This is a genomic window from Paenibacillus sp. p3-SID1389 (assembly GCF_025151705.1).
Taxonomy (GTDB): domain Bacteria; phylum Bacillota; class Bacilli; order Paenibacillales; family Paenibacillaceae; genus Fontibacillus; species Fontibacillus phoenicis.
Window position 1 is genome coordinate 24,738 of the sequence record NZ_JALXVO010000008.1, and the last position, 13,836, is coordinate 38,573.

Annotated in this window: 15 protein-coding genes, 1 pseudogene and 1 other annotated feature; of the genes and pseudogenes, 3 read left to right on the forward strand and 13 right to left on the reverse strand. The window is 51.5% G+C overall.

Features of this window, described 5'->3' with window-relative positions:
- Window positions 1-36: 36 nt before the first annotated feature.
- Window positions 37-216, forward strand: a complete 180-nt coding sequence (locus M3G15_RS05135) for a small acid-soluble spore protein H (RefSeq protein ID WP_036646017.1) — start codon at window positions 37-39, stop codon at window positions 214-216.
- Window positions 217-283: 67 nt separating this feature from the next.
- On the opposite strand, the gene M3G15_RS05140 is transcribed toward M3G15_RS05135, so the two are convergent.
- From M3G15_RS05140 to M3G15_RS05160, 5 genes are all read right to left on the reverse strand, one after another.
- A complete protein-coding gene (locus M3G15_RS05140) occupies window positions 284-1,843 on the reverse strand; it encodes a 2-isopropylmalate synthase (protein WP_260070276.1) in 1,560 nt (519 codons plus the stop codon).
- A gap of 98 nt (window positions 1,844-1,941) precedes the next feature.
- Window positions 1,942-2,173, reverse strand: a binding site (T-box leader).
- Between the two features lie 67 nt (window positions 2,174-2,240).
- Window positions 2,241-2,708: a hypothetical protein gene (locus M3G15_RS05145; RefSeq protein ID WP_260070277.1), complete on the reverse strand. Its 468-nt coding sequence runs from the start codon at window positions 2,706-2,708 to the stop codon at window positions 2,241-2,243.
- A 108-nt stretch (window positions 2,709-2,816) separates the two neighbouring features.
- On the reverse strand, window positions 2,817-4,775 hold the full coding sequence (locus M3G15_RS05150) for an elongation factor G (protein WP_260070278.1): 1,959 nt from the start codon (window positions 4,773-4,775) through the stop codon (window positions 2,817-2,819).
- 18 nt (window positions 4,776-4,793) lie between these two features.
- Window positions 4,794-6,152: a PFL family protein gene (locus M3G15_RS05155; protein ID WP_397376591.1), complete on the reverse strand. Its 1,359-nt coding sequence runs from the start codon at window positions 6,150-6,152 to the stop codon at window positions 4,794-4,796.
- A gap of 17 nt (window positions 6,153-6,169) precedes the next feature.
- The gene (locus tag M3G15_RS05160; RefSeq protein ID WP_260070279.1) at window positions 6,170-6,439 is read right to left on the reverse strand and encodes an ACT domain-containing protein; all 270 of its coding nucleotides are present in this window, start codon (window positions 6,437-6,439) and stop codon (window positions 6,170-6,172) included.
- A gap of 363 nt (window positions 6,440-6,802) precedes the next feature.
- Between M3G15_RS05160 and M3G15_RS05165 the strand changes: the two genes are divergently transcribed.
- Window positions 6,803-7,003 carry a hypothetical protein gene (locus tag M3G15_RS05165; protein ID WP_260070280.1) on the forward strand — a complete coding sequence of 67 codons (201 nt, stop codon included), beginning with the start codon at window positions 6,803-6,805 and terminating at the stop codon, window positions 7,001-7,003.
- Between the two features lie 130 nt (window positions 7,004-7,133).
- Here the strand turns inward: M3G15_RS05165 and M3G15_RS05170 are convergent, their stop codons facing one another.
- The 8 genes and pseudogenes from M3G15_RS05170 to M3G15_RS05205 all read right to left on the reverse strand — a co-directional run bounded on the left by M3G15_RS05170 (window position 7,134) and on the right by M3G15_RS05205 (window position 12,412).
- Window positions 7,134-7,703, reverse strand: coding sequence for a GNAT family N-acetyltransferase (locus M3G15_RS05170; RefSeq protein ID WP_016312123.1), 570 nt, complete (start codon window positions 7,701-7,703; stop codon window positions 7,134-7,136).
- A gap of 105 nt (window positions 7,704-7,808) precedes the next feature.
- Window positions 7,809-8,675: a VOC family protein gene (locus tag M3G15_RS05175; RefSeq protein ID WP_260070281.1), complete on the reverse strand. Its 867-nt coding sequence runs from the start codon at window positions 8,673-8,675 to the stop codon at window positions 7,809-7,811.
- 187 nt (window positions 8,676-8,862) lie between these two features.
- Window positions 8,863-9,297: an Rrf2 family transcriptional regulator gene (locus tag M3G15_RS05180; protein ID WP_260070282.1), complete on the reverse strand. Its 435-nt coding sequence runs from the start codon at window positions 9,295-9,297 to the stop codon at window positions 8,863-8,865.
- A gap of 135 nt (window positions 9,298-9,432) precedes the next feature.
- Window positions 9,433-9,732, reverse strand: a pseudogene (locus M3G15_RS05185) (AIM24 family protein); the annotation flags it as partial.
- A 31-nt stretch (window positions 9,733-9,763) separates the two neighbouring features.
- Window positions 9,764-10,252, reverse strand: coding sequence for a cysteine hydrolase family protein (locus tag M3G15_RS05190; protein WP_260070283.1), 489 nt, complete (start codon window positions 10,250-10,252; stop codon window positions 9,764-9,766).
- Between the two features lie 177 nt (window positions 10,253-10,429).
- On the reverse strand, window positions 10,430-10,897 hold the full coding sequence (locus M3G15_RS05195) for a hypothetical protein (protein WP_036646024.1): 468 nt from the start codon (window positions 10,895-10,897) through the stop codon (window positions 10,430-10,432).
- A 95-nt stretch (window positions 10,898-10,992) separates the two neighbouring features.
- The gene (locus M3G15_RS05200) at window positions 10,993-12,087 is read right to left on the reverse strand and encodes an AI-2E family transporter (RefSeq protein ID WP_260070284.1); all 1,095 of its coding nucleotides are present in this window, start codon (window positions 12,085-12,087) and stop codon (window positions 10,993-10,995) included.
- A gap of 49 nt (window positions 12,088-12,136) precedes the next feature.
- Window positions 12,137-12,412: a hypothetical protein gene (locus M3G15_RS05205; protein WP_397376592.1), complete on the reverse strand. Its 276-nt coding sequence runs from the start codon at window positions 12,410-12,412 to the stop codon at window positions 12,137-12,139.
- Between the two features lie 169 nt (window positions 12,413-12,581).
- Between M3G15_RS05205 and M3G15_RS05210 the strand changes: the two genes are divergently transcribed.
- Window positions 12,582-13,814, forward strand: coding sequence for an aminopeptidase (locus M3G15_RS05210; protein ID WP_260070285.1), 1,233 nt, complete (start codon window positions 12,582-12,584; stop codon window positions 13,812-13,814).
- Window positions 13,815-13,836 lie beyond the last annotated feature (22 nt).

Below are 13,836 nucleotides of genomic sequence, written 5' to 3' on the forward strand. Positions count from 1 at the left end.
GGAAGACTGAACTACATGACAATAGGAGGTTATCCGATGGACAGTCAACGCGCTAAAGAGATTGTCGCTTCCCCTACCATGGTCAACGTAACCTACGATGGCGAACCGGTTTACATTCAACACGTGGACGAAAAGAAAGAAACCGCACGGATCTATCCGTTAGGTCAACCGGAGAACGAAAAAGAAGTACCCTTATCCCAACTGAATGAACAATGAAAATAAAGGCAAAAGGCTCTTTATGAGAGCTCCTTCTGCCTCATTTTTTACGCACCGCTCATTTAGTTTACATAACATTTGTTATGTCGCTTATGGGCGCACCAGCTAATACCATCGCATTGATGCCGTTCACGAAGGCCTGACCGCTCGCTTTGATGATGTCAGTGTCCATGGCGCGTCCTGTGTAGGTTTTTCCTCCTGCTTCCAGCTGAATATTTACCCGACCAATCGCTTCTTTCCCATGGGAAATGCTGTTGATCTTATAGGAAGTCAGTTTGGCGTCGATGCCGGTTAACGACTTGATTGCACTGTAAAGCGCGTCGATCGGGCCATCTCCAATCGCGCTGCCCTTCCGCTCTTGTCCGTTGATCTTTAAGGTAACGGTGGCCGTTGGGCAAATGTCATTCGTCACGACTTGGAACGAAGTCAGCTCGAACAGCGGATGACAGGAATCGCTTTGTTCTTGATGTTCACTAATCAGGTAATATAGGTCATGGTCGTACACTTCTTTTTTCGCATCGGCCAATGTCAAAAACCGTTGGAATAACCGTTCAAACCCCACGGCATCCGACGTATCGAACCCCAACTTCTCCACCGCATGCTTCACCGCATGCCGACCGGAACGGGCCGTCAAAATCAGCTCCATACTTTCAGCCCCCACCTCTTCAGGGGACATAATTTCATACACCTGCTTATCCTTCAACAGACCGTCTTGGTGAATTCCGGAGGAATGGGCAAACGCATTGTCGCCGGTGATCGCTTTGTTCACCTGCACATCGAGTCCCGTCAAATGGGTCAGCAGCCGTGACGTGCGAATCAGCTCCTTCGTATCGATGTTCGTGCGACATCCGTACAGCGCCTCGCGTACCTTCAAGGCCATCACCGCTTCCTCCAACGAGGCGTTTCCGGCCCGTTCACCAAGACCGTTAATCGTGCACTCGATTTTCTCGGCCCCGTTCTTGATGGCGCTTAAGGTATTGGCGGTGGCTAAACCAAGATCGTTATGACAATGGACGCTGAGGATTACAGAATCGTCGAGATTTTTCAGCCGCTCGTGAATGCGTCGGATCAGGTGTCCAAATTCCTCCGGCTCCGCGTAGCCCACGGTGTCGGGGATGTTAATCATCGTGGCTCCGGCTTTGACGACCGCCTCGATCGTCTTCCACAAATACTCAAAATCCGCCCTCGAAGCGTCCTCGGTAGAATACTGGACCTGCGGCAACAGAGTTTTAGCATATTTCACCGCATCGACACCCATTTGCAGAACGGCATCTTTGGAGCGGTTAAATTTCTTTTCCACATGGACGTTCGAAGCGCCAAGCACAATATGGATCAACGGTTGTTCTGCCTCACGGATGCTTTCATATACGGCATCGATGTCGGATTTAACCGCCCGGGCCAACGCGGTAATGCCTACGCTGTCCCCTACACTTCGGGCAATTTGCTGCACCGCCTGAAAATCTCCTTGCGAGGACGCAGGGAAGCCGGCCTCAATAATATCGACACGGAGGCGCTTCAGTTGATGGGCAAACTCCAGCTTTTGCCGTACGTTTAACTTGGCTCCGGGGACTTGCTCCCCATCGCGTAACGTGGTATCCAGAACGATAATGTTGCGGTAACGGTCCATCTGAAAGTTCCTCCTTGATTTTGAAATTTGGATTGGATCTATGTGAAGCGGGGTTGATTAAACCCGGACTTTAATCAACAAAAAAACCCCGTCTCTGCTATAGAGACGAGGTTTAACCCGCGGTACCACTCTAATTCATTTCACATGATGAAATGATCTCTTTCGATGGCTAACACCATCTATCCTTGTAACGGCGGAATCCCGGCTTACCCTACTTATCAGGCAGCTGTTCATAGACGAGTTCAACATGACGGACACTGCCGTTTCGCACCACCCAACGGCTCTCTGAAAGGTCAAATCACGTTTACTATTTCTAATCAACACATTTGGCAATATGGAATTATTGGTTATTATATGCACCTAGTAACGGATTGTCAACATGACGTCATGAAATCCATCATTCTATCTCGAATTTACTTCGAAGCTCTTGGACCTTAAGAAGAGCCAACTGTAATTGTTCTTTGTAGGAGCTCCAATTTTTCTCGTCTTTGATATAACTTGAGGTGACGTTCAGCTCATCACACTGCTCAATCACTTCTTGAATAAGCTCTTGATTATCTTGTGCAACGGAAAGTTTATTATGCGCATCCAACGTTTCGTTCAAGGAATTTAATAACTGATTTGTCTCGCCTATGAGTTCATACATGGTGGAACGCAGTTCTGCAGGCACTGCCTGATCCAGGGACGGACTATCCGTGCGATTCATCGAGTAGAAAACAAACCAACTATTTTCGGAGTACCCGTCAATTTTCCCTTGAATATAAGCCAAATCAGCTTCACTTGGCTTGTTCGTTAAACTCCTAAAAATTTCTGTGAGAAAGTGAAGTTGATTCGAATATTGGTGATAAAAAATATTATTGTACAAGGTGTACGCCTCCGAATTAGGGTCATCCTTCATAGGCTGACTTGTACATGAGGTGAGAATGATCGATAAAACGAAGGCGATCATGAATTTGCGAAACATAGGATCACCTCATGATACCGAAGCGTGCATATGTTTGGGCGCCTCGTCCCACGGTACAGAATACGCTTGCCCCTTTGCACAAAAGATTGAAGACGAGGTATATGCCGGATCGGCATTTTTGTTATAGTTTTTCCGAGCGATGGTCGTCTCGGCTTGATGGCAAGGCTCATAACCGCCGAATTTCAGCATGATCGAACCTTTCCCGTGCGTCATCGATGCAAGCTCTGTCGGATAGTCCATAAACGTGGCGACCGGAACGACACCTGAAATCACCGCCGTCTCTTCTCCCGTCTCCGGTGGATCAAATCGGCCGTGCGCTTGCTGGATGTCGGTTAACACCTTACCGAGCTGATCTAATGGCACCTTGATTTTAAAATGGTACACCGGCTCCAGAAGCACATTCTCCGCCTGCTCCAACGCCTGCCGGATCGCGCGGTAAGTCGCCTCGCGGAAATCGCCTCCGCTGGTATGTTTATTGTGTGAGCGTCCGGTGAGCAACGTAACGCGAACATCCGTCAGCGGCGAGCCGGTCAACAGGCCGTGGTGCTCACGTTCCAACACATGTTGACCGATCAGGTTTTGATATCCTACGGACAAATCATCCGCATGGCAAGCATTTACAAACGTCACCCCGCTGCCCCGTTCCGCAGGCTCCAGCCGCAAATGGACTTCGGCATAATGCCCTAGTGGCTCGAAGTGACCGCAGCCCGTCACCGGTGTAGATATCGTCTCCTTATATAAAATTTCCGGTGGTCCAAACGTAATCTTCATCCCAAAACGTTCCTGCACTACCTGTTGCAAAATTTCCAATTGGATTTTGCCCATGACATGGATATGCAGCTCCTGCAGCGCTTCATCCCAACGGGTTCCTAAAGTCGGTTCCTCGGCGTCCAGCAGCTGAAATACCCGCAGGACTTCCTTCAGATGAAGCGGCGGTTCAAATTGCACCTTCGACTGCAACGTGGGAGCGAGCTCACGGCGAATCGGGTCTACCAATGCCCCGAGGCCTTCACCGGACGATACCGAGGTCAATCCGGTTACCGCGAACAGTTCCCCCGCTTGAACGAAATCCGTCTGCACAAATCGTTGACCGTTGTATTTGCGGATAGCGGTAATTTTCTCCGTCCGTTGCCCCCCTTCCGGGCCATAGGTTAGTTCATCCCTGACTCTTAACGTGCCTTGCAAGGCTTTGATGAAGGTGACCCGTGTCGCTTGCTCATCATGCCGAATTTTGTACACCCGCCCCGCAAACGGAAGCTCTGGATCATACCGAGTAACCGTTAAACGATCCAACGCCTTCATAAACACGTCGATCCCGATATCCAAGAGCGCGGATCCGCGCAGGCAAGGAAACACCTGGCCGTTTTGAACCATCTGAATGAGATGTTCGTTCCACGCTGCGTCGGATAATGTCCCTTCCAAAAATGGCTCAAGCAGCGCCTCATCCCGTTCCGCAAGCCAAGCCTTTTCCGTTTCGTCTAGTTGCTCGACGGCTGCCCAGGTAGTCAGATCCAGTACATTCGCGCTCAGCTCGCGGCGAATATCTTCCAGAACTCGATCCGGGTCAGCTCCGGTGCGATCCGTCTTATTGATAAAGAAAAACGTAGGAATCCCATATGCCCGCAGCAGCTGCCAGACCGTTTCCGTGTGGCCTTCCACCCCTTCCACCGCGCTGACGATGATCACCGCATAGTCGAGCACTTGCAGCGCCCGTTCCATTTCTGCGGAAAAATCGACGTGCCCCGGCGTATCCAACAAAAAGTAGGTGGAATCCCCAACCTTCATTTCCGCCTGGTCGGCGAATACGGTAATGCCCCGCGCCTTCTCGATCTCGTGGCTGTCCAGGAAGGCGTCGCGATGATCAACCCGACCGCGGCTGCGAATCGTTTGCGTATGGTAGAGCAACGCTTCGGCAAAGGTGGTTTTCCCAGCATCGACATGCGCCAGGAGTCCGATCGTTTTGAACATAGCCGCGTCCCCCGCCACTTAGTTCTTAAAGCTGTGGATCGGAGCCGGAATCCGGCCACCCCGCTCGATGAACGGAGCGCAGTTAAAGGCGTTGACCGGCATAATTGGCGCGTAGCCCAGCAACCCGCCAAACTCCACGATCTCGCCAACGTCCTTGCCGATTACCGGGATAATCCGAACCGCGGTCGTCTTGTTGTTGACCATGCCGATTGCCGATTCGTCAGCGATGATGCCGGAAATCGTCGCGGCGCTCGTGTTGCCGGGAATCGCGATCATATCGAGGCCAACGGAGCACACGCACGTCATCGCTTCCAGCTTCTCCAGCGTCAGCGCGCCGCGCTGCACCGCTTCGATCATCCCGTGGTCCTCACTGACCGGGATGAACGCACCGCTCAAGCCGCCAACGTAGGAGGAGGCCATGACGCCGCCTTTTTTCACGTTGTCGTTCAAAATCGCCAGCGCAGCGGTCGTTCCCGGCGCTCCCGCTTCCTCCAAGCCCATCACCTGGAAGATCTCTGCGATCGAGTCGCCGATTTCCGGTGTTGGAGCCAGTGACAAGTCGATAATGCCAAACGGGACGCCAAGGCGCTTCGACGCTTCCTGCGCAACCAACTGACCGACCCGAGTGACCTTAAACGCCGTCCGTTTAATCGTTTCGCACAACGTCTCAAAATCCTTGCCTTTGACTTCCTCCAGCGCGCGTTTCACAACTCCGGGGCCGCTGACGCCCACGTTGATGACGCACTCCTGCTCTCCAACGCCGTGGAACGCTCCCGCCATAAATGGGTTATCCTCGACCGCATTGCAGAACACAACCAGCTTGGCGCAGCCGATCGAAGCCCGGTCCGCCGTCCGTTCCGCGGTACGGAGGATGATGTCGCCCATCTTTTTCACCGCGTCCATATTAATTCCGCTGCGCGAGGAGCCCACGTTCACCGAGGAGCAGACCCGTTCGGTGACAGCCAGCGCTTCAGGAATGCTGTCGATCAGCACCCGGTCGCCGTTCGTAAAGCCCTTCTGCACAAGGGCCGAGAAGCCGCCGATAAAGTTGACGCCAACCTCTTTGGCCGCCCGGTCCAGCGCTTCGGCCACCGGCACGAAAGTATCGGTCTTCAGCCCGCCGGCAGCGATCGAAATCGGAGTAACCGAGATCCGCTTGTTGACGATTGGCACGCCAAACTGCTTCTCCAGGTCCTCCCCGGTTTTGACCAGGTTCTCGGCAGTGCGGGTGATTTTATCGTAGATGTTCCGGTTAAATACGTTCATATCCTCGTGAGCGCAATCCATCAGGCTGATGCCCATCGTAATCGTACGCACGTCGAGGTTCATCTCGCGGATCATCGAATTGGTTTCTTGTACTTCAACGCGTGAGATCATGGTGTCCCCTCCCTTCCTTAGATCCGGTGCATCGTATTAAAAATATCTTCGTGCTGCAGCTTGATTTCTACGCCGATGGAGAGTCCCAGCTCCTGCAGTTCTTCAACCAGCGTCTCGAAGTTTTTGGTGGGTGCAGAAATATCAACGATCATCATCATATTGAAATACCCTTGAATAATCGTCTGCGAAATATCAAGAATGTTCACATTATGATCGGCCAAATACGTGCAAACCTTGGCGATAATGCCCACTTTGTCTTTACCCAGTACGGTGATAATCCCCTTCAACCCAAGCTCCCCCTTTAATGTAAGACTCCCGCCAGCGCGGACGAGTCATCTGCTTCGATTTATTATGGCAAAAGAACGGCGATTCTTCAATAACGGCTTTTACTCGGTGACGCGGAAAAATAACGCCGCTCTGCCGTCGACATGGGCTTACCCGGCATTGCATCCTTCGCGCCGTCAGCACGGGTGCCGTTCATACCCTCCGTCTCACAATCCTCCGGACGGTAGCTCCCTTGCTTCACTCGGATATCCCGGTAAGCTCCGCAACTTGCCGCGGAGGGCATCGAGATTCGGAGTGTTGATCCAGGGAGCAACAACACGTTACGTAAAGGAAGACGCTCGGTTCTTCCGATCTGGCTGAAACCGGTGATGAAACTGTTCTTCTCCCCGCCGCCCCATGGAGCCGGGTTGCTATATGCCGCTGCACGGGGGCAGCATCGCGGGCAAACCGGTGTCTTTTTGATCAAGGATCAGATCGTGGATGTGAAATTCAGTGAACATGCTCAGACGGTGCTTCGCCAGGTTCACACCCTTCATCAAACGGAGTATCTTCGGGAGCGCCGCTAAATTTGCGGTGTTCCCCAGCCTAATTACGGCAATACGTTAATTTCACCTAACAAAAAAACAAGAAGTCCCAGCGTGGTCATTAACTAAAACCAGCCGAAACTTCCGATGGAAAATCAATTTGGAGGTTGCTCTACCGGAACTGCCGGTTCCGTTTCGCTTCATATTGCTTCTTCAGCAACGCGAAGACAACGGCATCCACAAATTGATTTTTCTCGAAGAACGTTTCCTTTAAATACCCTTCCTCATGAAAGCCCGTTTTCTCCAACAAGTACCTGGATCGAATATTATCGGGGTCGATATAGGCCTCGATCCGATTTAGCCCCAGATCCTCAAATCCGAAGCGCAGAATCTCCTGCAGCACTTCCGTCATGACACCTTGGCGCCAATAGTCCGGGTTGAGCTCGTATCCAACCTCTGCTTTGTAATGCTCCTTCGACCAGTTATGAAAACCGCAAGTGCCGATCACCCGGTCGCTTTCGGCCTTAACCGTAATCGCCCAGCGAAAGCCCCGCTTCTCCAAATAGCGGCTGTTCCACTTCTGGATGAGTTCCTCGGCTTCTCGGAGTTCCACGAAACGATCCAGATCGTAATATTTGGTCACTTCGTCGTTGGAGAAATAATGGAACAAATCGGCGGCGTCCTTCGTCGTCAGCCTTCTGAGTACAAAACGTTCCGTTTCCAATTGAGGGAACATTTTCATAACGACCGGTCCTTTCCTAAAATATACGTAAATCTATTATAGGTGAAGGACCGCGCCAAAAGGAAGAGTTAAAATCCGAAGGATCTTCCACTGAATGTTCACTCTTTAGGCAGCAACCGTTAGTCTAATTCCGATGCCAAAAGGATCACTTAGCCGCAGCTCATTCCCCTCTCGCACATAGGCCACCTTGGCTTCGTCCAACCGGCTTACGACGGCTTCCAAGGCCGGAACGTCCGGCAGTTCCACCGTGAAATAATGAATGCCCACCGCATCCTCCGGCGCTGGCGGCGCATCTTTGCCAGCCCACAGGTTCAGGCCGATATGGTGGTGGTAACCGCCAGCGGAGATAAATAAAGCCGAAACCCCAAAGTGGAGAGTGACCTCAAACCCCAATATTCCGCAATAGAACTGTTCAGCCTGCTGTAAATCCCCTACATGAAAATGCACGTGGCCCATGCGAGTACCTTCCGGCAAACCGTTCCACTGCGCACGCTCGGAGAGATGTAACAGGTTTTCGATATCCACCGGATCGGTCGTCATGTGAATTTCGCCGGACGCGGTTTTCTGCCAGGTGTCGCGGGGGCGATCGGCATAGATCTCAATGCCGTTCTGATCCGGATCGCTCAAGTACAGCGCCTCGCTGACCAGGTGATCGCCCTGCCCCACCGGGATTTGATGCCGGATCAAATTGCGAAGTACAAGGCCCAATGTCACTTGACCCGGAACTAAGATGGCAAAGTGGTATAAACCGGACACGGAACGCTCAGGCAGAATGCGATAACGGGGATCTGCCTCCAGAATCAGCAAGGGATGTTGGCCGTCAACGGTTAACTCGGCAACATTGCTGTTTTGGCGTAGCAGCCGAAGGCCGATCACCTCTTGATAAAAGGTGAGCGAGCGCTCCAGATCGCGAACTTTAAGTTGAACAACGCCAAGCTGCGTGGCGGGATGAATCGGCAAGGGATGAGCCATGATGGATTTCCTCCTTCAAAATAAGAACAAATTACAACCCCAGATGAAATAGCAGCTGTAACAGAGGATGTTACATTTAGTCGTTGTAATCAGTATAGTTACAGGGATTCCAGTTGTCAATTTCGGTACAAAAAAAGCCCCCTGCTATCGGGGGCTTCACTCCGCATACCGTCTAGATGCACTTGCGTTACACGGATGGGTTGTTGACCGTAATTTCGTTCACAACGTCCTGCAGCGTTACCGCCGCAAGCGTATTTTCCATCGCCTTTTGCGCCTTGGAGAAGATCGGTTCAATGGCCGATTGAATATTCTTACCGACCAAGCAATCGGGGTTGGTCTGATCATGGACGGCAAACAATCCGTCTTCCTCCACGACATGCACGGCACGGTATACATCAAGCAGCGTAATGTGATCCAGCTTCCGTGACAGCTTGGCTCCGGCTACCCCCGTACGGACTTCCACCAAGCCCGCTTTGCTTAGCATGCCCATAATGCGGCGGATGACAACCGGATTCGTGTTGACGCTGCCAGCAATATATTCCGAAGTGCAAATCTCGTCCTTGCTGATTTCAAGCAGGGACAAGATGTGAATCGCCACAGAAAATCTGGAGCTGATCGTCATGATAAGCCGCTCCCCCTTTTCATCATCATGTAACCATATTAGTTACTTGAGGAGCGGAATGTCAACCGCCTTTCTCACGAAGCAGACCGCGGACATCGCGCACTTCTGTTATCTTCCATCGAGCAGGTTGCCCAAGCCCCCGGAATGCACGAAAGCCAGCCCGTCACCTTCGATTTTCTGCATGATGAAGCCTTCTCCCCCAAAGAAGCCGGTGCCGAGCTTACGCTGGAATTCTATGCCGACGAACACGCCTTTGGCCGCACATAGGAAAGCGTCTTTCTGACAGATCACCTTCCCGCCGAGCATTTGCAGGTCCAGCGGGACGATTTTTCCGGGATAAGGTGAAGCAAAAGTAACGGCCTGCCGTTGATACCCGGCGTTGGTGAAGACCGTCGTAAACAGGCTCGCGCCGGTCAGCAGCCGCTTACCCGCCCCATGATCACATTGCTGAGATTAATGCCATAAATTAATTTTGCTTCAAAAGCGCTCGGATGACAGAATAACTGATCAGACTGCGATCCCGATAGACGGCGGCCACTGAATCGGGGTGCTCGCCGAGGATGCCTTTTTGCAAAATAGCCGCACCAAATCCGCGCTCCACCGCGCCGTTAAACGTAAAAGTGACGCAGTATTCGGCGGCAAATCCGCAGACCACGACGAAATCGGTGTCATGTTCACGCAGAAGCTCCTCCAGGTTCGTCTTCCAGAACGAGTTGCTCCATGCTTTGGAGATCCGCAGGTCCGATTCGAGTATTTTGACTTCTGGGATGACCTCGTATCCCGGAGTTCCAACGCCCCCATCCTGATCCTGAACTACCACAACCGGCCGGCCCGCTTCCCTGAACAAGTCAGCGACGGCATTAATGTACTCACAAACTCCCGGGATTTCACTTTGGATGCGAGGATGGTTCAAAAAGACTTGCTGCATATCGATGATTAATAAAGCCGGTTTCATGCCTGCTCCCCCTTTGCCGCCTGCAAGGCAGACGACCAATTTCTTACATTATACACGATCCCTGAACCGGCCGCCGTAGTTGCTGTGGAATAATTTTTGCAGTTGAACGAGTATAACATACAACCAGCCAGCCGCTGAAAGTTCAGACGACTGGCTGGTTTCTTTGTAAGCATCTTTTCATTCATAGACGAGAATATCGCGGAGTTGCTTCGCTTGCTCAATATAGGGTCCCTCCGCCAAATTGTTAAACGCTAAATGGGTGGCACGCAAGCTGAGCAGCCGGTCGCCCGGCTGGAGGCCAAATTGCTGCCAGGTTGACAGCGGCAGCGTAAAATACCCTTTGCTGTTCAAGTAAACCCAGCAAAACGTGCGTTCTTTAACGATAACCGGTTCCCCTTCCGGGATGGCGAATTGCTGAAGCTGAGGAATGCTGGCGAAGATCGGGGCCAGCGGCGAGTTGGCAATCAGTTCTTTGCACAGGACGCTAAAGCCTTTGGCCGTATTCCGGCCGGTCATCAGAATAATGTTGGAATCCGGTCGAATCTGGTACTCTTGCAGGGCTTGATCCGGAAGGTAAAACGATCCGTCGGGAAGAATCTTGCTCCATGCGTAAAAGTACTTCCCGCCTTTGGCTTGCACTGCCATGTACATCATCCCCCGAGCAAATTGATAGAATAATCATCGCCCAATCGCGGGGATGGGAGATATGATTTTCGTCACCTTGCAGGTTATATGGAAATTTATGGATTCGATTCGGTGAGCTCCTCAATTTTTTCAGCAAAATAAAGTTTATGTGCTTTGAGTACGATAATCTTCAGCATCATATAAACCGGAATCGCCAAGATCATCCCCAGGATGCCGCCAAAATCTCCGGCCACCAGCAACAAGACGATCGTGGTCAACGGATGAATATTGATCGTTTTGCCATAGATGTATGGGGAGATCAAGTTGCCTTCGATTTGCTGCGCAACCACCACGATAACGATAACCCAGAATACCATCGACGGAGACACGGTGAACGCCACGATGACACAAGGAATTGCCCCCAGCAGCGCCCCGAAATAGGGGATGAAGTTAAACAACGCGCCAACCACCGCAAGAAGCAATGGGTAGGGCAAACCAATCAGCCAAAAACCGATAAAGCTCATAAACGCCAGCAGCATCGCACTAATCATGCGGCCGGCGATAAATCCTTTGAGCATGTTGTCAATTTCATGGATGACGCTGGCTCCATCGCGGCGGTAACGACTGGGCAGCATCCGCACCAGCAATGGCGTGACCCGCTCGTCTTCCTTCAGCATGTAATAGAGCAGGATCGGGACGGTACCGACGACAATGACGAAATCGTTCAGGAAAGTCACCACATGGGACAAGTAACCGGAGATGGCTTCCATGGCCGAGTTCAAATATTCCGTGACTTTGCTCATCAGTTCCGGACTGGTTTCATTCGTCACCATGGAGAGATAACGATTGTCGCGGATGTCGTTGAATTGGGTCTGCAGTCCGTTGATCATCTTCGGCACATTGTTCATAAATTCGATGATCTGCCTCCGGAGCGGCGGCCATACAACGATTAAGAAGATCGTAATGACTCCGGCGAATAACACGTAGATCAGCAGGATCGACAGCACCCGGTTCAGTTTCTTCCGTTCCAAGAACTGTACGATCGGCCGCAGCAGATAATATAGAAATCCGGAGATCGTGAGCGGGACAATTAGAATGGACACCAGCGTCACCAGCGGATTAAAGATAAAGCTGACCTTGGACAACAAATAGATAATGGTCAGCACCATAATAATCCCAAGCGATGTGCGATAAAACGGATGTTGCCACACGGTTTGTTCCTCCTCCCCCACTCTTCCGTATCCAACGGAAGTTTACGGTTTAAACCTCCGGCAGCGTATCCAACGCAGCATCCAACAGGGTATCAAACCACTCGTCGTCTTCTTCGATCCGTGCGTCAACTTGAAGGAATTGCTCCTCAATGCCAGGTTCGTTGGCATAATGAAGGCTGTAATCCCAATCGGTTCCCTTCTCACTGTAGAAGGTAATTTCATAAGCTGCCTTATGCGAGCTCACTTCGAAAATGGTTTTGCCGATATAGGAGCCATCCTCCTCCCGGCGCATTTCTGCGTGAACAATGGTCAATTCGCTCATCATTTACGTAACTCCTTTTTATGGGACAGTCTCTTTGCAATATCGTACCATGTTTTGGGGGAATATCAAATGTAGAAACTAAGGATCGCCTTCGCACGGCATTCCAATTTCGCTGGCAAATGGTGTATGATTAAGCATGTAATTAATTCCTAAAGTTTGGAGGAAACCGTAGATGTCCGATTTTCGAAAGAAACTGGAAAAATATGCTGAACTCGCTGTAAAAATTGGCGTTAACGTTCAACCCGGACAAAATTTGATTATCAACACGACCATCGATAGCGCGGAGCTCGTCCGGCTTATTGTGAAACAAGCCTATGAAGCCGGCGCTCGCTTTGTTAAAGTCAACTGGAGCGACGATGTGGTCACCCGTCTTCGCTATGATATGGCTGCCGAAGAATCTTTCCTGGATGAACCAAAATGGTATGCCGGCGAAATGCTGGAATACGTAGAGAACGGTGCAGCGGTGCTGCATGTCATTTCCTCCGACCCTGATCTGCTGAAAGGCGTGTCCACCCAGCGGCTCACCAATCATCAGAAAGCGTACGGCAAAGCGATGAGCAAATACCGCGAAATGCAGATGTCCGATAAATTCAGCTGGTCGATCGTGGCCGTTCCTTCCAAGGCTTGGGCGGATAAAGTATTCCCTAACCTTCCTGAAGAAGAACGCGTACAAGCGTTGTGGGAAGCAATCTTCCGTACGGTTCGCCTGGATCAACCAGACCCGATCGCCGCTTGGCAGCAACATATCCAGAACCTGACGCAAAAATCCGATTACTTAAATGCGAAACGATACAAGAAGCTGCATTACAAAGCGCCTGGGACCGACCTCACCATCGAGCTGCCGGAAGGCCATCTGTGGGTCGCTGCGGAAAGCATCAACGCCCAAGGCAACACCTTCCTGGCCAACCTGCCAACCGAGGAAGTCTTCACCGCTCCGCTCAAAACTGGGGTAAACGGCACGGTCTCCGCAACGAAACCGCTGAGCTACCGCGGCACGATCATCGACCGTTTCTCGTTGACGTTCGAAAACGGCCGCATCGTGGATTACAAAGCCGAAGTAGGCGCCGATGTCCTTAAACAGCTCGTGGATCTGGACGAAGGTTCGCATTACTTGGGAGAGGTGGCGTTAGTTCCGCATAACTCCCCAATCTCGCAATCCGGTATTTTGTTCTACAATACGCTGTTTGACGAGAACGCCTCCAACCACCTGGCCATCGGCAATGCCTACGCCTTTAACCTGGAAGGCGGCAAATCGATGTCCCAGGAAGAACTGGCACAACGCGGTTTGAACTCCAGCTTGGCGCATGAAGACTTTATGGTGGGGTCCGCTGAGATGGATATTTTCGGCATCACTGCAGACGGCAAGGAAGAACCGATCTTCATTAAAGGCAACTGGGCATTCTAATCGAAAAACAATAAAACCGGAT